This window comes from Achromobacter sp. ACM04 (assembly GCF_014851465.1).
In the GTDB taxonomy this organism is placed as follows: Bacteria; Pseudomonadota; Gammaproteobacteria; order Burkholderiales; family Burkholderiaceae_B; genus Achromobacter; species Achromobacter aegrifaciens.
Genome location: NZ_JACUZS010000002.1, coordinates 793,788 through 813,789 on the forward strand (window position 1 = coordinate 793,788; position 20,002 = coordinate 813,789).

Consider the following 20,002-nt stretch of genomic DNA (forward strand, 5'->3'; position numbering starts at 1 on the left):
CCCGGCTCGCGCCGGGCCTCCCGGCCCGCATTTATGCGTAGGCTTCGATCGGCAAGCAGGCGCACACCAGGTTGCGGTCGCCATAGGCGTTGTCCACGCGGGCAACCGGCGGCCAGTACTTGGCGTCGCGCAGCGAGGCCACCGGGTAGGCGGCCTGCTGGCGCGGGTACGCGTGCAGCCATTCCTCGGCCAGCAGCATCTGCGCGGTGTGCGGCGCGTTCTTCAGGACGTTGTCCTCGGCATCGCGCTCGCCGCGCTCGACCTGGGCGATTTCTTCGCGGATCGAGATCATCGCGTCGATGAAGCGGTCCAGTTCGGCAACGCCTTCCGATTCGGTCGGCTCGACCATCAGCGTGCCGGCCACCGGGAAGCTCATGGTGGGCGCATGGAAGCCGTAGTCCATCAGGCGCTTGGCGATGTCTTCGGCGCTGATGCCGCTGGTTTCCTTGAGCGGACGCACATCGAGGATGCACTCGTGCGCCACGCGGCCGTTGCGGCCCGCGTACAGGACCGGATAGTGGTCACGCAGGCGGGTGGCGATGTAATTGGCGTTCAGGATGGCGACTTCGGTGGCGCGGCGCAGGCCGTCGGCGCCCATCAGCGAGATGTACACGAACGGAATCGGCAGGATGCCCGCGGAACCGAACGGCGCGGCCGACACCGGGCCGACCTTGGCGTCGCCAGGCAGCTTGCCCTGCTCGTTCACCACGCCCGGCAGGTACGGAGCCAGGTGCGCGCGCACCGCCACGGGGCCCACGCCGGGGCCGCCGCCGCCGTGCGGAATGCAGAAGGTCTTGTGCAGGTTCAGGTGGGACACGTCCGAACCGAACTTGCCCGGCTGGGCCACGCCCACCATCGCGTTCATGTTGGCGCCGTCCAGGTAGACCTGGCCGCCGGCCTGGTGCACCAGATCGCAGATCTCGGTGACGGCTTCCTCGAACACGCCGTGGGTCGACGGATACGTGATCATCAAAGCGGCCAGCTTGTCGCCGACCTGTTCGATCTTGGCGCGCAGGTCGGCCAGATCGACGTTGCCGTTGGCATCCGACGCCACCACCACCACGTCCATGCCGGCCAGTTGCGCCGAGGCCGGGTTGGTGCCGTGCGCCGACGACGGGATCAGGCAGATGTTGCGCTGATGCTGGCCGTTGGCCTGATGGTAGCCGCGGATGGCCAGGAGGCCTGCGTACTCGCCCTGCGCGCCCGAGTTGGGCTGCAGGCTGATGTTGTCGTAGCCGGTGATCTCGCACAGCGCGGCCGACAGGCGGTCGATCAGTTCGTTGTAGCCCTGGCTTTGCGAAGCCGGCGCGAACGGGTGGATCAGCGCGAACTCGGGCCAGGTGATGGGGATCATCTCGGCGGTCGCGTTGAGCTTCATGGTGCACGAGCCCAGCGGAATCATGGTGCGGTCCAGCGCCAGATCCTTGTCGGCCAGCTTGCGCAGGTAGCGCAGCATGTCGGTTTCCGACTGCACGCTGGAGAACACCGGGTGCGTCAGGATCGCGCTTTCGCGCGCCACGCCGGCGGGAATGCCGCTGGCGGCGGCCGCGTCCAGCGCGTCGATGTCGAGTTCGACGTCATCGCGTTCCAGGCCGGCGGCGAAGACGTTGACCAGCGCCTGCAGGTCAGCCGCGGTCACGGTCTCGTCCAGCGACACCGCCAGGCGGGCGCCATCGACGCGGCGCAGGTTGATGTGCGCGCAATCGGCGGCGGTCAGGATGGCGGGCGTGGCCGCCCCGGTTTCCAGCAGCAGCGTGTCGAAGAAGGTGTCGTTGACGACCTTCACGCCCAGCTTGACCAGCTCGGCGCGCAGGATGGCGGTGCTGCGCTGCACGCGCTCGGCGATGCGGCGGATGCCGGCCGGACCGTGCCACACGGCATACATGCCAGCCATCACGGCCAGCAGCACTTGCGCGGTGCAAATGTTGGAAGTGGCCTTTTCGCGGCGGATGTGCTGTTCGCGCGTCTGCAGCGCCAGGCGCATGGCCGGGTTGCCCTGCGCGTCCTTGGACACGCCGACCAGGCGGCCAGCCATGTTGCGCTTGAAGGCGTCCTTGCAGGCCATGAAGCCGGCATGCGGGCCGCCGAAACCGAACGGCACGCCGAAGCGCTGGGCCGAACCGATGGCGATATCCGCGCCCCATTCGCCGGGCGCGGCCAGCAGGGCCAGCGCCAGCAGGTCAGTCGCGACGGCCACGATGGCGCCTTGCGCATGCGCGGCTTCGGCCAGCTTGCGGTAGTCGGCGACGGAGCCGGTGCTGTGCGGGTACTGCAGCAGCATGCCGAAGCACTCGGGCAGGCCTTCGGCCTCGTCGCCGATGGTGATCTCGATGTCCAGGCCTTCGGCGCGCGTGCGCACGACTTCGATGGTCTGGGGATGCACGTGGCGCGAAATGAAGAACACCGGGCTCTTCGACTTGGCGCTGCGACGCGCCAGCGTCATGGCTTCGGCGGCGGCGGTGCTTTCGTCCAGCAGCGAGGCGTTGGAGATGTCCAGCCCGGTCAGGTCCGCGACCATGGTCTGGTAGTTCAGCAGGGCTTCGAGGCGGCCCTGCGAGATCTCGGGCTGGTAAGGCGTGTAGGCCGTGTACCAGGCGGGATTCTCAAGAATGTTGCGCAACACCACGTTGGGCGTCTGCGTGCCGTAGTACCCCTGGCCGATGTAGCTGCGGTAGACCTTGTTGCGGCCGGCGATCTGCTTCAGTTCGGCCAGCACGTCGGTTTCGCTGCGCGAGGCGGGCAGCGCCAGCGGGGCCTGGCTGCGGATCTTGGGCGGCACGACTTCTTCGATCAGGGCGTCCAGGCTGGCGCTGCCGATGACGGCAAGCATGGCGGCCTGGTCGGCGTCGGAAGGGCCGATGTGGCGGGGAATGAAGTCGGTGTGGGTGTCTAGGGCGCGCGACATGGAGAGGTCTCGGGATAGCGGGTGTCGTCGGAGGACGGACGGTATTGCATCTTGCGGAACAGGCGCGTGGCGGGTGCCCTGCGCCCGTTCCAGCCAGGCTGGCTTAGCCGTTGGCGACGGCTTCGTAGCCGGCGGCGTCGAGCAGCTTGTCGGCGTCGGCGGCGTTGACCGGCTTGATCTTGAAGATCCAGGCGGTGAAGGCCGATTCGTTGATCAGGTTGGGATTGTTTTCCAGCTCTTCGTTGAACGCGACGATCTCGCCGGCCACGGGAGCGTAGATGTCCGAAGCGGCCTTGACCGATTCGACCACGCCAGCGGTTTCACCGGCGTTCAGCTTGGCGCCGACCTTCACGTCGCCAACGAAGACCAGGTCGCCCAATTGATCCTGGGCGGTATCGGTGATGCCGACGACGAACACATCGCCTTCGGCTTTGACCCATTCATGGGACTCGGTGTACTTGCGATCGGTGGGCAGACTCATGGGAACTCCTGAGGGAATGCGGGTAGATGAATGGTGTTGCGCGCCTCGCGCGGGCGGCCGTCACCCCAGGGGCCGGCGGCTCGCGCGAAGCTTCGAGTTTACGAGTGTTCGACCGCTTTGCCGTTACGCACGAACGGCAATTTGCAGGCCAGGGCGGGCACCCACTTACCGCGGATGTCGACCTCGACCGTGTCGCCGGGCTTGACGCCTTGAGGCAGACGGGCAAAGCCGATCGATACGCCCAGCGTGGGCGACATGGTGCCGCTGGTGAGCTCGCCCGTGCCTTCCTTGGTGCGCACGGCCATGTGCGCGCGCATCACGCCGCGTTCTTGCAGCTTCAGGCCGATGAAGGTGGCGGGGGTAGCGAATTGTTCCAGCGCGTCGCGGCCGATGAAGCGGCGCTCGGCGTTCTTCAGGGACACGGTCCAGGTCAGGCCGGCCTGGTCGGGCTGGGTCAGCTCGTCCATGTCCTGGCCGTACAGATTCATGCCGGCTTCCAGGCGCAGCGTGTCGCGCGCGCCCAGGCCGCAGGGCCGCACGCCCTGGGCAACCAGGTCGCGCCACAGCTGCACGACTTCGGCGGCCGGCAGCACGATTTCAAAGCCGTCCTCGCCGGTGTAGCCGGTACGGGCCACCAGGGTGTCGTCGCCCACGCGGGCGGCCACGAAGGGGGTCAGCGGCTCGCTGGCGGCCTGCCAGGCCGGGCGCGCGGCCCAGACCTTGGCGCGGGCGTTGGGGCCTTGCACGGCCACCATGGCCAGATCGCGGCGCGGCGTGATGGCAACGTCGAACTGGCCAGCCTGCTTGACGCGCTGCATCCAGGCGACGTCCTTGTCGGCCGTGCCTGCGTTGACCACGACGCGCCATTCGTCGGCGGCGAAGAAATAGATGATCAGGTCGTCGATCACGCCGCCTTGCGGGTTCAGCATGCAGCTGTACAACGCCTTGCCGGGCACGGTCAGCTTGGACACGTCGTTGGCGACCAGGCGCTGCAGGAAGGCGAACGCGTCGGGACCGGCCACGTCGACGTTCAGCATGTGCGACACGTCGAACATGCCGGCGTCCTGGCGCACGGCGTGGTGCTCTTCCAGCTGCGAACCGTAGGCCAGCGGCATGTCCCAGCCGCCGAAGTCGACCATGCGGGCGCCAGAGGCGATGTGTTCTTCGGCCAGCGGGGTGCGTTTGAGGGTTGCGGACATGCGCGGAAACTCCGGGGCGGCAGTGTTGCCAGGGTTACGGAATGCCAGTGGTGCCAAGCGGGGTGCGCTTGTACAACGGCTGAATCTTCCGCCCCTCTGTCCTTTTGCCTGAGAGTTGCCCCGCATGGCGGGTTTGCACCTTCGGCGCCTGGGCTGCTCGCTATGTCCCTAGTTCAGGGCCGGCGCCAGGTCTCTCCAGAGTACTGTTTTGCCGCGTCCGCACGGTGAGAAAACCGGGACAGGGCAAGCATGGGCGGTATGGGTTACCTGAGCGATTCCGGGCGAATTGCGCCTTCGGCGGCGGCCGGACGTACAGGCCGCTCTCTCCCGCAACATGCGTGACAGCGGCGCAAGCATACAACGAAAGCCGCGGCCAGGGAATGCCCGCGGCGGCTCAGCCCAGCGCCGTGTCCAGCAGCATCATCAGCACGAAACCCAGCATCAGGCCGCAGGTCGCGTAGACCTCATGCCCCTTGCGGTGCGATTCGGGGATGATCTCGTGGCTGATCACGAACAGCATGGCGCCTGCGGCAAAACCCAGGCCCCAGGGCAGAAGCGGCTCGGACCAGCCGACCACTGCGGCTCCGAGCACCGCGCCCAGCGGCTCGACCAGGCCGGACAGCATGCCCAGCGCCACCGCGAAGGCGCGCTGATAGCCCGCCGCCAGCAGCGCCACCGCCACCACCAGCCCTTCGGGAATGTCCTGGATCGCAATGCCCGTGGCCAGCGCGGTGCCGCGCATGGCGTCGTTGCCCGCGTAGCCCACGCCGATGGCCAGGCCTTCCGGCAGGTTATGCAGGGTGATGGCGAAGACGAACAGCCAAGTGCGGCGCAGGCGGTGCGCCTCGATGCCTTCCCGGCCCTTGATGAAATGTTCGTGCGGCAGGGTACGGTCCATGAGCAGCAGCACCGCCGCCCCCAGCAGTACGGCCGCGCCCACCGTCAAGCCGGCGCCCCAGGGGCCATAGCCCAGGTCGCGGCCCGCGGCGATGCCCGGCGCCACCAGCGAGAAGGCGCTGGCGGCCAGCATCACGCCGGCGCCGAAGCCGAACATGCTGTCCTGCATTTTCTGGGGGATCGTCCGAGCAAACAGGATGGGCAAAGTACCCAGGGCAGTAGCGCCCGCGGCCACCAGCCCGCCCAGGAGGGCATCGGCCACGTGCGGCGCGCGCACGTCCAGATAGGCCCACAACTGGTGCAGGCCCAGGCATGCCACCAATACGGCCAGGGTCCACACGCTGATGCTGGTGGCCGCCGGCCGCACGCGATGACGGCTGAAGGTATTCATGTGCCGCTGCCCTCCTTGCGAGAGATGCGCTCAGCGCTGGGCTGCCGCGTAGCGGCGCGCCACTTCAGGCCAATTCACGACATTGTAAAAGGCGCCGATGTACTCGGGCCTGCGGTTCTGGTACTTCAGGTAATAGGCGTGCTCCCACACGTCCAGTCCCAGGATGGGCGTGTTGCCGTGCATCAGGGGGCTGTCCTGGTTGGCGCTGCTTTCCACCGCAAGCTTGCCGGCCGGCGTGACCGAGAGCCAGGCCCAACCGCTGCCGAAGCGGGTCAGCGCAGCCTTGGTGAACGCGTCGCGGAAGGCGGCCTGCCCGCCCAGTTCGGACTCGATGGCCGCTGCCAATACGCCGTCCGGCTCACCCCCGCCCTCGGGCGACATGACCGACCAGAACAGGCTGTGGTTGGCGTGGCCGCCGCCATGGTTGCGCACGGCGCCGCGGATGGCTTCGGGCAACTGCTCCAGCCGCGCCACCAGGGACTCGACCGGCTCGTTGGTGACGATGCCCGCGCCTTCCAGCGCGGCGTTCAGGCTGTTGACGTAGGTCTGATGGTGCTTGCTGTAGTGGATCTCCATCGTCATCGCGTCGATGTGAGGTTCCAGGGCGTCGTAGGCATACGGTAGGGGCGGAAGGGTGTAGGCCATGCATGTCTCCGTTGGATCCGCCCCCCGATTCAGGGTTTGGATCAATATCGAAAACATAAATGATAAGTATTTTTATTTGATATAACAATGGCAGGCTTCCAATACCTGCCATAGCGCCGGCCTATCGGCGCCCTGTCCCGCCAGAGGACGCTACAGCGCCTTGCCGCAGGCCACGCCCGAAGCCCAGGCCCACTGGAAGTTGTAGCCGCCCAGCCAACCCGTGACGTCCACGGCTTCGCCGATGAAATAGAGGCCGGCGACGGTCTTGGCCTGCATGGACTTCTGGTCCAGCCCGCGCGTGTCCACGCCGCCGCGCATGACTTCGGCCTTCTTGTAGCCAGCCGTGCCGCTGGGCACCAGGCTCCATTGATGGATGTCCTGGGCCAGTGTGCGCAGGGTCTTGTCCGGCGCGTCGGCCAGGCGCAGCGCCGCCAGGCCCGGCTTGCCGCCCTGCTCCGCCAGGTGCAGCCAGCGGTCGGCCAGGCGCTTGGGCCAGAGGCCCGCCAGGACGGTATGCAGCTGCTGCCGGTTGCCCGACTTCGACGCCAGCAGTTCTTCCGCCAGATCGCGGCCAGGCGCCAGATCGATCACGATGGGCTCGCCAGGTTTCCAGTAGCTGGAGATCTGCAGAATGGCAGGTCCGGACAGGCCGCGATGGGTAAAGAGCAGGTCCTCGAGGAACTCGCCGCGCGCCTTGCCCTGCCCCGTGTGCAGATTGACCTCCAGCGCCACGCCGGACAATTCGGAAAGGGACCGCCACTGCTCGGCATCGAAGGTCAGCGGCACCAGGGCGGGACGCGGTTCCACGACCTTCAGGCCGAACTGCCGCGCGATCTTCAGGCCAAAATCGGTGGCGCCCAGTTGGGGAATGGCCATGCCGCCGGTCGCGATCACCAGTTTCGCGGCGCGGATCGTGCCCTGGCTGGTGTGCAGCTCGTAACCCTGCTCGCCATGGCCGATCTCGGCCACCGAGCATCCCATGCGCCACTGCACCCTGCCCGCGTCGCACTCCGCGCGCAGCATTTCGATGATGGATTCGCTGGAATCGTCGCAGAACAGCTGGCCGCGATGCTTCTCATGCCAGGCGATGTGGTGGCGTTTCATCAGCGCCAGGAAATCCTGCGGCGTGTAACCGGCCAAGGCCGAACGGCAGAAATGCGGATTGTCGGAGAGGAAGTTGGCGGGGCCGGCGCCGATATTGGTGAAGTTGCAGCGGCCGCCGCCGGAAATGCGGATCTTCTCCGCCAGGCGCTCGGCGTGGTCGACCAGCACCACGCGCAAGCCGCGCTGGCCGGCGACCGCGGCACACATCATGCCCGCGGCGCCGGCGCCGAGTACTGCTACATCGAACATCAGTCTTCGATCAGGCAGTCGACGTAGTAGCGCTTTTCGCCATCCGGACCCACTTCGTCGGCCAGGCCGTGGATGTAGGTTTCGAAGCCCGGGAAGCGCTGGTTGAACTCGCGCGCGAACTGCAGGTACTGGACGATGGTGCGGTTGAAGCGTTCGCCCGGGATCAAGAGCGGGATGCCCGGAGGATACGGGGTCAGCAGCACGCCAGTGACGCGGCCTTCGAGCTTGTCGATGTCGACGCGCTCGACCTCGCGGTGCGCCATGCGGGCGAAGGCATCCGACGGCTTGAGGGCCGGCACCATGTCGCTCAGGTACATCTCGGTAGTCAGGCGGGCCACGTCACGCGCGCGATAGGCTTCGTGGATCTCCTGGCACAGGTCGCGCAGGCCCATGCGCTCGTAGCGGCGATGGTCGCGGCAGAATTCCGGCAGGATGCGCCAAAGCGGCTGGTTGCGGTCGTAGTCGTCCTTGAATTGCTGCAAGGCGGTCAGCAGCGTGTTCCAGCGGCCCTTGGTGATGCCGATGGTGAACAGGATGAAGAACGAATACAGGCCGGTCTTCTCGACCACCACGCCGTGCTCGGTCAGGTACTTGGAGACCAGCGCGGCGGGAATGCCGGTTTCGCCGAAGCTGCCCGACATGTCCAGGCCCGGGGTGATGATGGTGGCCTTGATCGGGTCCAGCATGTTGAAGCCTTCGGCCATTTCGCCGAAGCCATGCCAGTGGTCGTTGGACTCCAGGATCCATTCGTCGCGGTTGCCGATGCCTTCCGAAACCAGGCGGTTCGGCCCCCAAACCTTGAACCACCAGTCGTTCTTGCCGAATTCGGATTCCACCTTGCGCATGGCGCGACGGAAGTCCAGGGCTTCGCGGATGCTTTCCTCGACCAGCGCGGTGCCTCCCGGCGGCTCCATCATGGCGGCGGCCACGTCGCAGGACGCGATGATCGCGTACTGGGGCGAGGTGGACGTGTGCATCAGGTAGGCTTCGTTGAAGACGTTGCGGTCCAGCTTGCGGGTCTCGGACTCCTGCACGATGATCTGCGAGGCCTGCGAAATGCCGGCCAGCAGCTTGTGCGTGGAGTGGGTGGCGAACACCATCGCGTCCTGGCTGCGCGGACGGTCCTGGCCGATGGCGTGCATGTCCTGGTAGTACTCGTGGAACGACGCGTGCGGCAGCCAGGCTTCGTCGAAGTGCAGCGTGTCGACGTAGCTCCCCAGCTGCTTCTTGATCATTTCGACGTTGTAGATGACGCCGTCGTAGGTGCTCTGCGTCAGCGTCAGGATGCGCGGGTTCTTGTTCACCGCTTCGCGCGCGAAGGGATTGGCCTCGATCTTCTTGCGGATGTTGTCCGGGTGGAATTCTTCCAGCGGAATCGGACCGATGATGCCCAGGTGGTTGCGCGTGGGGCGCAGGAACACCGGAATCGCGCCCGTCATCGTGATGGCGTGCAGGATCGACTTGTGGCAGTTGCGGTCCACCACCACCACGTCGCCCGCGGCCACGTTGGCATGCCACACCACCTTGTTGGAGGTGGAGGTGCCGTTGGTCACGAAGAAACAGTGGTCGGCGTGGAAGATGCGCGCGGCGTTCAGTTCGGATTCGGCCACGGGACCGGTGTGGTCCAGCAGCTGGCCCAGTTCGTCCACGGCGTTGCAGACGTCTGCGCGCAGCATGTTCTCGCCGAAGAACTGGTGGAACATCTGGCCCACCGGGCTCTTCAGGAACGCCACGCCGCCGGAGTGGCCGGGGCAGTGCCAGGAGTACGAGCCGTCCTGCGCGTACTTGACCAGTTCACGAAAGAACGGCGGCGGCAGGCTGTCGACGTAGCTGCGGGCTTCGCGGATGATGTGGCGCGCCACGAATTCGGGGGTGTCCTCGAACATGTGGATGAAGCCGTGCAGCTCGCGCAGGATGTCGTTGGGGATGTGCTCGGACGTGCGCGTCTCGCCGTACAGGTAGATGGGGATGTCGGCATTGCGGAAACGCAGCTCGCCGATGAAGGCGCGCAGGTTCTTGATGGCGCTGGCCACGTCCTCGGGCGAATCCACGTCGAATTCTTCGTCGTCGATCGACAGGATGAAGGCGCTGGCCCGGCTCTGCTGCTGGGCGAACGAGCTCAGGTCGCCGTAACTGGTCACCCCGATCACCTCGACGCCCTCGGCCTCGATCGCCGCGGACAAGGCGCGGATACCCAGACCGGACGCGTTCTCGGAACGGTAGTCTTCGTCGATGATGAAAATGGGGAAGCGGAATTTCATGCAGGCGCTCCTGGGGGCAAGGCGGGTTCGGACGCGTAACGCGGCGCGAGTGTACTTCTAGTAAAAATCCGCCTGATGACAGACGGCGCGAGCACCCGCCAGGGCGGCGGGAATGGCCGAATTGTAGGGCTGTTTTTCTTACAGCCCTAAGGGAAATCCCGGAATGGCCCGGACGGCCGTTGTCATCGCGCCAAAAGCGGACGTTTTCAGCACAGAGAGCCGGGCCGCACGGGGAAGCAAACCGGGCGCCCGAAGCGCCGGGACGCTAGCGGATGGTGCGGGCCTCGCCCGCCTGCAAGGCCATCAGGAACTGTTCGAAATAAGGTGGGATGGCCTCGGCGGAGCCGTAACGGATGCGCCTTTCGACCTTGGCGATGGCGCCGAAGCAGACCTCGGAATCGGGCTCGCCGCAGACCAGCACCACTGGGTCCTCGTCATCGCACACTTCGTAGAGGCCGCCATACGCGCGGCGTCCCACCTCGTAGAGGTAGGCGGCGGCGCCGACGGTCTGCATGGGAGTGAGAGGCAAGGTCCCGAGATGGGCGGCCTCCAGCGCTTCGTCCAGCGCATGGACGCTGGATGGCGTGTAATCCAGCACGGCGCCAGCCGAGCCGGCTGCCTGGACGAAGTCCTGCGCAGCACCCGCCACGCGCGCCACGAACTCTTCCTGGACTTCGTCGCGCTTGGCGTCCTGGTTTGTCTTGAGGAAACCGAACATCATTGGCTCCTTTGTGAAAACCGCAAGCGGCGTTAGGACCATTATAGGCAGCGCGTCCCCCTATACTGGCGAATCCACCGCCGAACGTTCCCTATTCCCAACACTTGCCGACCATGTCCCCGATCACCGTCCGACGCCTTGTTCCCGCCGACGCGGCGCCGCTGCGCCAATTGCGCCTGGACGCCCTGGTGGAAACCCCTGAATCGTTCGGATCGAGTTACGAAGAGGAACACACGCTGACATTGGAGGATATCCGCGGCTGGATCCAGCCTTCGGACGACAGCGCAATGTTTGGCGCGTTCTGCGGCGGGGTCCTGGCCGGCATGGTCGGCGTGGGCCGACAGCGCAAACTGAAGATGCGCCACAAAGCGCACATCTGGAGCATGTACGTGGCGCCGGCGCAGCGCGGTCAGGGCCTGGCCCGGCAACTGATGCAGGCGGCGATCGCCCATGCCTCGGGCATGCGCGGCATCCGCCAGGTGCAGCTGAGCGTGACCGCCAACAATCAGGCGGCCACCGCGCTGTATCTAAGCCTGGGCTTTGCCGAATACGGGCGCGAGCGCGAAGCGCTATGCGTGAACGGCGAACTCTACGACGAAGCGCTGATGGCGCTGCCGCTGGCCGGCAAGTAGCGGCGCGGCATCAGGCCGCGCCAGTCCGGCGCCGCGTGCTGAACGCCCGCACCAGATTGCGGCCTTCGTCCTTGGCTTTGTAGAGCGCCTGATCCGCCGCCTTGATCACCGCGTCGGGCGCGCGCAGGGAGTCGCTGCGTTCGGCTACGCCTATGCTGACCGTCACCCGCAGCGGCCGCGCATTGCGCGCGTCGCGCCCGCCGCGGCGGCGCAGGCCGATCTGGTCGGCCTTGGGGCGCACCGGCTTGTCGCGCAGGCGCATCTGGTAGGCCTCGATGGAGCGCCTGACGCTTTCCAGGTGCGGCATGCTTTCCGCCGCGGTCTTGCCCGGGAACACCAGCGTGAATTCCTCGCCGCCGTAGCGGTAGGCCCGGCCGCCGCCCGGCACGCGCCGCAACTGCGCCGCCACCATGCGCAGGACCTGGTCGCCTACGTCATGCCCGTGGGTGTCGTTGAAAGCCTTGAAGTTGTCGACGTCGGCCATCGCCAGCGTATAGACGCGCCCCATGCGCTGCAGACGCTCGTTCAGCGCGCGCCGGCCCGGCAGGCCGGTCAGCTCGTCGCGAAACGCCATGTGGAAACCTTCGTGGGCCAGCGAGATGCACAGGGCCGTCAGCGCGGCGGTAGACATCAGCGCCAGTTCGACGGGATGCTCCGCCCCGCGCGGCAAGGCCCACGCCATGCACACGAATCCTAGCCACTGCCCCGCCTGCTGCGGACGCCCATAGCGCAGCAACAGCAGGGTCAGCGTCAGGCCCGTGGCCAGCAAGGCGATCAATCCTTCGATCGGCACGCTCAGGTGGGCCAACCTGCCCTGCACGGAGAGCATGCCAAGCAGATCGTTCACGCCGTCCTTGCCGGCCAGCGCAATCGCCGCCGCGCCGGCGGCGATCATGCCGATGCGCGCGGCCAGGTCCAGCAACATGCTGGAGCGCTCGGACCACAGGGCGTTGATGGTGTAGGCCAGGGACCACCACGCCAGCGCCGGTCCGACGGCCCAGGGCGCTTCCGTGGCCAGCGCCGGCCAGGCCGCCGTGGCGGCCAGCACGCTGAGCATCAGCACCATGGTCTGTGCGCGCTGGTACATCAGGCACACGGCAACGCCGATCAGCGCCATCACCCAAGGCACGAACGGCACGATCTGCGTCAAGGCCGGCGGCCATTCGCGCCACAGCAGCAGCCCCACCGCAGCGGCCACCGGCAGCGCAGGATAGAACAACAAAGGCAGCCAGGGGATATGGGGGTAACGCACGGGTCGGGGCTTTTTTACGCTTGCGGAGATGACGTCGCCAAATCGGCAAACACATGTACTGTCATTTACGGACGCGGCGGCGATGTTCTTTAGCGGATTTGCAAGTAACACCGCGCGCCGCGGCCATGATATGTTTTTTTCTTCACTCAGCAGACGGCCCCCCAATGCGCATCCTGGTCAACATCGACGTGCCCGATCTCGAACACGCCATCGACTTCTATCAACGCGCGTTCGGCCTGACACTGCGACGCCGGATAGGACCGACGGTGGCCGAGATGGCAGGGGCCGAGGCGCCCATCTATCTGCTGGAAAAGGCGGCGGGTACGCCCGCCGCCGGCGCCACGCGCCAGCCGCGCGACTATGCGCGGCACTGGACGCCGGTGCATCTGGACGTGGTGGTGGAGGACGCGGACCGCGCGGTCGCACAGGCGGTGGCCGCTGGCGCGCGCCTGGAAGACCCGGCCGTCTCGCACACCTGGGGCCGCATCGCCCACCTGAGCGATCCCTACGGTCACGGTATCTGCATCCTGCAGTTCCTGGGCCGGGGCTACGATGAGCTGTCCACGGCGCAGCTGCAATACGCCCCGATCTCGGAAGCGGATTTCGAAGACCTGCTGGCGCTGCGCATCGAAGCCATGCGCGAAAGCCTGGAGCGCCTGGGGCGCTTCGATCCTGAACGCGCGCGCTCGCGGCTGCGCAGCACATTCCGGCCGGAACACACCTGGTCCATCGAGCAAGATGGCCAGCGGATCGGGTTTTACGCGCTGCGCCCGGAGGGTGACGGCTTGCGCCTGGATCATCTGTACATCCGCCCCGCCGCGCAGGGTTCGGGGCTGGGCGGACAGGTCATGCGCAAGATCCTGCAGGAGGCCGACCGCCTGGGGCTGGCGGTAAGCCTGGGCGCGCTGCGCGACAGCGATTCCAACCGCTTCTACCGCCGGCACGGGTTCGTGCAGACGGGCGAAAGCGAGTGGGATATCGACTACCTGCGTCCGGCGCCGCGGCGCGCGGACTGAGACTTCAGGTGCGCGGCAGGGTCACGCCGCGCTGGCCCTGGTACTTGCCGCCGCGATCGCGGTAAGAGGTCTCGCAGACTTCGTCGCTTTCCAGGAACAGCATCTGCGCGCAGCCTTCGCCCGCGTAGATCTTGGCCGGCAGCGGCGTGGTGTTCGAGAACTCCAGCGTCACGTGGCCTTCCCATTCGGGTTCCAGCGGCGTGACGTTGACGATGATGCCGCAGCGCGCATAGGTGCTCTTGCCCAGGCAAACCGTCAGGACGCTGCGCGGGATGCGGAAGTACTCGACCGTGCGGGCCAGCGCGAAGGAATTGGGCGGGATGATGCAGACGTCGCCCTTGAAATCCACGAACGAGCCTTCGTCGAAGTTCTTCGGATCGACGATGGTGGAATTGATGTTGGTGAAGATCTTGAACTCGTCCGCGCAGCGCACGTCGTAGCCGTAGCTGCTGGTGCCGTAGCTGACGATACGCCCGCCATTGGCCGTGCGGACCTGCCCTGCTTCGAAGGGTTCGATCATGCCGGCTTCGGCCTGGCGGCGGATCCAGCGGTCGCTTTTGATGCTCATGGTGGGAATGGTGCTAGGGAATGGAATGGACGCCATTTTATCCCGAGTGCGGATGCGCCACCGGCGAGGGGCCGGGCGGGACCGTGCCGCCCGGTTCCGCCTCAGTTCCCCCAGAAGGTCCGGTAGACCAGCGCGATGCCATTGACCGCCCCGCCCTTCAGGTCCACCGACAAGCCGCGCGCCAGCCTGTAGCTGGCGCGGCCGACGGTATCGCTTCCCGCCAGCGCCTGTTCCACGCTCAGGGTGATGCCGTTGGCGAAGGTCTTGCTGGCCACCAGGAATTGCGTCGCCAGCTGGCTGTCGCTGTCCCGGTTGACGTCGCCAGCCACCGTGCGGTCCGGCAGGATGCTGCCGGAGCTGCCGATGTTGCCCGTCTTGATGCTGACGTCGTCCAGGCCGAACTGCTTGTAGAACGGCTGCCCGCCGCCCAGCAGCGCGGTACCCACCGACATCAGCAGCGCCGCGTCGCCGCCGCTTTCGTCGGGGCCGCGGCCGAGCAGCAGCCAGGACAGCTTTTCCACGTCGCTGACGTCCGGGTACGACACCAGGTCGATGCGCGGCCGCTGCGCCGTGCCGACCACCTTGACGCCCGCCTCGACCTGTTCGCCCGTGCGCAGCGCCTCGATATCCAGCAAGGGGTTGTCCAGACGGCCCTGGAAGGTCAGCGTGCCGCGGCTCAGGCGCAGCTTCTGGCCGTAGGCTTCGATGCCGCCGCCACGGGTGCGCAGCGCGCCCACGCCGGTCAGGCGTCCATCGTTCAGCATGATCTGAATGGAGCCCAGCAGGCCGGCGTCCAGTCCCATGCCGGTGATGTAGAAGCGCGGCCCCATGTCGAACTTCAGGTTCATGCTGGTCTGCAGCGGCGTGGAGACGGTGCCAGGGTCATCGCCGGGCCGGCGCACCTTGACGTCATCGTCCAGCGACGGCACGCCCTGCAGAATTTCCAGGCTGAACCAGCCGGCGTCCGCCTTCAGGTCGCCCACGATGTCGATGCGCGGCATGGCCGCCTTCACGTCGATGACCCCGGACACCATGGCGTAGCGGTCCGAACGCTGCAGCGCCGGGAAGCGGTACAGGGTCAGCCGGATATCGCCGCCGCCATCGATGAAATTCCACTGCCCCTTGGCTTCGGCGTAGCCGCCCTTTGCCTCGGGATTGGTGGTGATCCATTCCTTGGTGCGCCATTCGGCCGGCATCACCCGCAACGAGGCCGGGAAGCGCAGGCTTTCCAGCACCACCCGGTCGCCGTCCAGGCGCGCGGACAAGGTGCCGTCGATCAGCCGCACGCCGTCGTCGATGCGCACCACGCGCAGCTTGTCGCCGCGGATGCTGCCGCTGGCCGACCATTTGCCCGCCAGGGTGCCCTGGGCTTCCAGATTGGCCTTGACCGTGCCGCCGACTTCCATCGAGTCGCCCACGAACAGGCCAACCCAGGCCAGGTCGGCGATATCCGCGTCCAGCTTGGCGCGCAGCGGCTGGCGCGGGTCCAGCGCCATGCCGCCCTTGGCGTCCACCACCAACACGGCGGTGCCGGTGCCGTTGATGAGGCCCATCTTGTCGGTGGCCAGATTGACCTTGGCGTCCAGGCGGCTGGCGTTGGCGGAGGTCGGCGTGGCGGTCAGGTCCAGCACCAGCGCCTTCAGTCCCAGCGGGATGGGAGGATCGCCCGGTATCAGCAGGTCGCCCTCGCGGCGCGCGATGCGCGCGCGGCCGCCCAGCCGGCCGTCGAACTTCAGGTCCCACAAGACGTCCAGCGCGATGCGGCGCTGGCCCTCGGGCACCATCGCGTTCACGCGGCCGGGCCGCTTGCCCAGCTTGGCCGCGGCCTCGGGATCGAAGGCGCCTATCACCTGGCGCGCCATGGCGGCCGTGATCACCAGGTTGTCGGCCTTGCCCGCCGTTTCCCAACGCTTGCCGCCCCCCCGCGAACCCTGGTGCGCCAGGACCACGCGCTCCTTGCCAGGCAGGGTCAGGCTCAGCGCCGTCTGCCCCACCTGCCACTGCCATTGCGGTTCCACGGCGGAAGGCACGAAAGCCAGCGTGACCGGACGGTCCACGGCCACGGTGAAGCCGGCGGTCTCTGCCGTCAGCCTCGAGAACGTGCCGCGCCATCCCGGCAGGGCTGCGTCGGGCGTGCCGGCTGGCCCCTTGCCCCAGGAACCGGCAAAGACGATGTTGGCCTTGGCGGGCGCCTCGCCCAGCACGCCCGCGCGCGGCTTGGGCGGCGTGTAGCCGGCAGCAAGCTCGCCGCGGTGCGCAGCCAGCGTGCCCGCCAGCTTGCCTTTCAACTCCGCGCCGCCGGGGATGCCCGGCCAGAACGCGTCGAGCTGGGGCGCTTGGGCGTCCAGCGACAGCGCGCCGTCCTTGGCGTCCAGCTCGCCCCTGGCCTGGACCCGGTTGCGGCCCAGCTTCAGGTCCACGTCCAGGCCGTGGATGCGCAGCCCGGCCAGAGGATCGGCCTCGGGCGAGGCGGCACCGTTCGGCACGGCGGCGGATTCCGCGCTATTGGTCGCTGCGGCGATATCCACCTGGGCCTTGAGCGCGCCAGTCAGGGGCTGCTTGTTCCAGCGCGTGCCCTCTTCGAAGCGCAGATCGACCGCGGCGTGGCGTAGCTGGCTCAGGTTCTCGATGTCGGCTTGCACGTCGCCGCGCACGGTCAGGACCGCAGGCGGAACATCCTTGCCCAGCCAGGGCGACAAATCCAGGCGCTGGGCGCTTATCGTGCCCGCGATGCGGTCGCGGCCCGTCCCTTGCGTACTATCGGATTGCAGGTCTAGCTGCGCGGCCAGGGTCGATTTGTCAGGCAGTTGCGCCTGCGCCCGGGCGCTGCGCAGCACCAGCGCCGTGCGCGGCGCAAGGTCGGCGGTCAGGTCCAGCAGCAGGCCGGAGCCCTCGCCCTCCAGCTTGGCCTGGATACCATCCAGGGAACCGGCGACATCGGCGCGCAGCACCACCTGGCAGGCGGGCCGGGGCGGCTCGGAAGGCGTCGCCTTGGGATCTGTCCTGGCCCCGGCTTTGGATTCATCCTTGGGGTCGGCCTTGGCGCCAGGCTTGGGCTCGGGCTTCTTGGCAGCGCCCGCCTGACGCTCATACACGCCACTCAGCTTGTCGGCTTCGCACAGCGGGGAATCGGAGCCGGTCCCGCGCGCGGTCACGTCCAGGCGAGCGGCGAACGGCCAGGGATCGGCCATGCCTTGCAGTTCGGCCTGCCCGGAGATGTCCGCCTGCGCAGCCTCGTGGCCCACCCGCAGGCTGGCGATGCGCAACTGCGCGCCCTGCTTGCCCGCGGCGAAGGTGGCGTCCAGATTGCCCAGGGTCACGGGCAAGGGTTCGCCGTCCTGGTCCAACTGGAAGTCGCCCAGCGCCACCCGGTCGATAGCGATGTCCACCGGCAGTTCGGGCAAGGAGAAAGGCTCGCCGTCGTCCTCGGCAGGCGCCGTCTCGGGCGTTGCGGTCAGGCCGATGTAAACCGAGCCCGCCGATACATCGCGCACGTGCAGCAGACGGTCGCCCAGGGCGCGCCAGTTCACGTCCAGGTGCAGGTCCGTGATGTCGACGCGGGTGCCGCTGACGTCCAGGTCCAGCTTGCCCACGGAGACGCCGCGCAACAGCGAGCCGCTCACGTCCAGCGCCTGGCCATTCAATTGCTGGGCGGCGGTGGTCAGGAGCAGCCGCGTGCCGTTCTGCGAACCGACCAGCCAGAACAGGAAGCCGCCCGCCAGCACGGCCAGCATGGCCAGGCCCGGCAACCACCACACCAGCACATGGCGCAGGAATTTGCGCAAGGCCTTCAAAACGCGATCCCCAAGGAAAAGTGCAGGCGCAGGTCGCGGTCGCGCTGGCCATAGGCCACGTCCAGGAACAAGGGTCCGGCCGGCGTGCGCACGCGGGCGCCTACGCCGTAGCCCACCGCCATCGACATGTCGCCGAACGATTCCGCGGCGTCGCCCGCGTCCACGAACACGCCCATGCCCCAGCGCTCATTGAAATAGTGGTCGTACTCGATGCTGCCGACCAGCAGCGTGGGCGCGCCCACCACAGCGTCGTCTTGCTTCACGCCTATGCTCTGGTACTTGTAGCCGCGGATCGAACGCGCGCCGCCGGTGCGGAAACCGAAATCGTCCGGCACGCGCACCTTGCTGTTGGACCAGACCCGGCCGACTTCGCCGCGCACGGTCAGCACGTCCAGCTTGCCGATGGGCCACCATTTCTGGGCCCGCAGCCGGGCGCGGGTGTAGGGTTCGCCGGAGTCCAGCGTCACGCCCACGCCGCCGCCCACCGCGATCAGGTTGCCTTCGCGCGGGTCGTACTTGTTATCGACATCGCGGCGCAGCCATTCGGCCGTGGCGGTCAGGGTCGGCAGTTTGTACTGGTCGCCGCCGTCGATCTTCACGTGATCCTCCGCCAGCAGCAGGCCCCAGCGGGTCTCGTATTCGACCCGGCTATCGCCCGCGCCCTTGCGCTCCTGCAGGCGCGTAGCGCCCAGCGCGTAACGCGTCACGTCCAGCCCCTGAATGTCGGAGTGGTCGTACAGGACTCCGAAGGAATCCTTGTAGCCGCGCTGGTTCGGCGGCAACAGGAAGTCCGCGTAGGCGCGCTGCTGCAGCCGGTCCACGCTGAAGCCCGTCTCCAGGGTGACCGGCTGGCCAAAGACCACGTTCTGCCGGTACAGCGACTCCACGCGCAGGCCGGCCTCGTCGTCCACGCCTATCGATCCGGTGAACCGCTTGGGCGGCGCTTCCACCACCCGTACCTGCACCGGCAAGGTCACTTCGCCGTTCGAGTCGTAGGCGGGCGCAGGCGGCGGCATGCCGCCGGACACGGAAGGATCTCCCGCCGGCGTGGCAGCCGCCAGATCGGTCGAGCCCGGCGCGCGTGCCCGGTCGGCATTGGGCGCAGGAGTCGGCTGCGCCTGGCCCGGCTGCTCCAGCGACACGAACGCGCCGCGGAAGAACGCAGTGGATTGCAGGTCCTGCTGCCAGGTGTCCAGCTTGTTCTGGTCATAGGCGGCGCCCGGCGAGTAGCGCACATAGCGCTCCACCAGCTTCTCGGGCACCCGTTTCAGGCCTTCCGTGGTGAGCTCGCCCATGCGCACCTGGGGGCCGCTGTCTATTGTGACGCGCAGGGCGGCCGATGCCGTATCGGCCTCGATTTCCGCCTGCGACGCGGTCATGCGCGCCAGCATGAAGTCACGCGAGGACACCGCGTCCAGCAGGTTCGACTTGGCCTTGTTCCAGTCGCTGTTGATGAAGGGCTGGCCCGTCTTGAGCTGCCAGTCGTCGCGCAGTTTCTGCACCCGCGCCTCGAACTCGGGCCGGGTGATGCGGCCGGTGAAGCTCAGGTCCACGGACGTAACGGTGGTGCGCTCGCCCGAAACGATACTGATGTCCCAGGTTTCTCCGCCGATATCGGTGCCGGCTTCGAGCTTCACCGTGGGCGAGAAATAGCCCTGGGTGGCCAGGGCCGCCAGCGTCGCGTCGCGCGCGCGCCGACGCAGGCGGTTGATTTCACCGCCGTCCTGGTCTTCCGCCAGCCGCGCGATCGCATCGACGGCTTCGGTAATCGCCTGCAGGGCGGCCGGCGGCACGCCGCCGGGGTCCACAATGATTTCCGGGCGCTTGGCCAACGCCTCGCCCGTCATCACAACAAGTCCTGCCAAGAAGGCGCGGGCTGCCCACCGCATG

Annotated in this window: 14 protein-coding genes and 2 riboswitches; of the genes, 2 read left to right on the forward strand and 12 right to left on the reverse strand. The window is 67.4% G+C overall.

All coding sequences use genetic code 11. The features are described 5' to 3' along the window. Positions 1-31: 31 nt before the first annotated feature. The 8 genes from gcvP to IB259_RS14535 all read right to left on the reverse strand — a co-directional run bounded on the left by gcvP (position 32) and on the right by IB259_RS14535 (position 10,850). On the reverse strand, positions 32-2,905 hold the full coding sequence (gene gcvP, locus IB259_RS14500; protein ID WP_192329368.1) for an aminomethyl-transferring glycine dehydrogenase: 2,874 nt from the start codon (positions 2,903-2,905) through the stop codon (positions 32-34). A 103-nt stretch (positions 2,906-3,008) separates the two neighbouring features. Further along, complete coding sequence (gcvH, locus tag IB259_RS14505) at positions 3,009-3,386, reverse strand: glycine cleavage system protein GcvH (protein ID WP_042795177.1); 378 nt, start codon at positions 3,384-3,386, stop codon at positions 3,009-3,011. Positions 3,387-3,484: 98 nt separating this feature from the next. Then, positions 3,485-4,585 carry a glycine cleavage system aminomethyltransferase GcvT gene (gcvT, locus tag IB259_RS14510; protein ID WP_119450323.1) on the reverse strand — a complete coding sequence of 367 codons (1,101 nt, stop codon included), beginning with the start codon at positions 4,583-4,585 and terminating at the stop codon, positions 3,485-3,487. A gap of 86 nt (positions 4,586-4,671) precedes the next feature. Continuing rightward, positions 4,672-4,794, reverse strand: a riboswitch (glycine riboswitch). A 35-nt stretch (positions 4,795-4,829) separates the two neighbouring features. Next, positions 4,830-4,925: riboswitch (glycine riboswitch) on the reverse strand. A 54-nt stretch (positions 4,926-4,979) separates the two neighbouring features. After that, the gene (locus IB259_RS14515; protein ID WP_054451994.1) at positions 4,980-5,873 is read right to left on the reverse strand and encodes a ZIP family metal transporter; all 894 of its coding nucleotides are present in this window, start codon (positions 5,871-5,873) and stop codon (positions 4,980-4,982) included. Positions 5,874-5,903: 30 nt separating this feature from the next. Then, the gene (locus IB259_RS14520) at positions 5,904-6,518 is read right to left on the reverse strand and encodes a superoxide dismutase (protein WP_119450325.1); all 615 of its coding nucleotides are present in this window, start codon (positions 6,516-6,518) and stop codon (positions 5,904-5,906) included. Between the two features lie 150 nt (positions 6,519-6,668). Next, on the reverse strand, positions 6,669-7,871 hold the full coding sequence (locus IB259_RS14525) for an NAD(P)/FAD-dependent oxidoreductase (RefSeq protein ID WP_088154258.1): 1,203 nt from the start codon (positions 7,869-7,871) through the stop codon (positions 6,669-6,671). Further along, positions 7,871-10,132 carry an arginine/lysine/ornithine decarboxylase gene (locus IB259_RS14530; RefSeq protein WP_054451997.1) on the reverse strand — a complete coding sequence of 754 codons (2,262 nt, stop codon included), beginning with the start codon at positions 10,130-10,132 and terminating at the stop codon, positions 7,871-7,873. The genes IB259_RS14525 and IB259_RS14530 overlap by 1 nt, the downstream gene beginning before the upstream one ends. A 265-nt stretch (positions 10,133-10,397) precedes the next feature. After that, positions 10,398-10,850: a hypothetical protein gene (locus IB259_RS14535; RefSeq protein ID WP_054451998.1), complete on the reverse strand. Its 453-nt coding sequence runs from the start codon at positions 10,848-10,850 to the stop codon at positions 10,398-10,400. A 113-nt stretch (positions 10,851-10,963) separates the two neighbouring features. On the opposite strand from IB259_RS14535, the gene IB259_RS14540 reads away from it, so the two are divergent. Next, positions 10,964-11,482, forward strand: a complete 519-nt coding sequence (locus IB259_RS14540) for a GNAT family N-acetyltransferase (protein WP_054452319.1) — start codon at positions 10,964-10,966, stop codon at positions 11,480-11,482. A gap of 10 nt (positions 11,483-11,492) precedes the next feature. On the opposite strand, the gene IB259_RS14545 is transcribed toward IB259_RS14540, so the two are convergent. Next, positions 11,493-12,734: a diguanylate cyclase gene (locus IB259_RS14545; protein ID WP_175161315.1), complete on the reverse strand. Its 1,242-nt coding sequence runs from the start codon at positions 12,732-12,734 to the stop codon at positions 11,493-11,495. Positions 12,735-12,898: 164 nt separating this feature from the next. On the opposite strand from IB259_RS14545, the gene IB259_RS14550 reads away from it, so the two are divergent. Next, positions 12,899-13,750 (forward strand): GNAT family N-acetyltransferase, encoded by an 852-nt coding sequence (locus IB259_RS14550; RefSeq protein ID WP_192329370.1) that lies wholly within the window; start codon positions 12,899-12,901, stop codon positions 13,748-13,750. Between the two features lie 4 nt (positions 13,751-13,754). Here the strand turns inward: IB259_RS14550 and dcd are convergent, their stop codons facing one another. The 3 genes from dcd to IB259_RS14565 form a co-directional block, all read right to left on the reverse strand. Beyond that, on the reverse strand, positions 13,755-14,318 hold the full coding sequence (gene dcd, locus IB259_RS14555; RefSeq protein WP_041654363.1) for a dCTP deaminase: 564 nt from the start codon (positions 14,316-14,318) through the stop codon (positions 13,755-13,757). A gap of 101 nt (positions 14,319-14,419) precedes the next feature. Then, entirely contained in the window at positions 14,420-18,112 is a 3,693-nt protein-coding gene (locus IB259_RS14560) for a translocation/assembly module TamB domain-containing protein (RefSeq protein ID WP_370528704.1), read from the reverse strand. Beyond that, positions 18,109-20,001 carry an autotransporter assembly complex family protein gene (locus tag IB259_RS14565; protein WP_192329372.1) on the reverse strand — a complete coding sequence of 631 codons (1,893 nt, stop codon included), beginning with the start codon at positions 19,999-20,001 and terminating at the stop codon, positions 18,109-18,111. The genes IB259_RS14560 and IB259_RS14565 overlap by 4 nt, the downstream gene beginning before the upstream one ends. Between the last annotated feature and the right edge of the window lies 1 nt (position 20,002).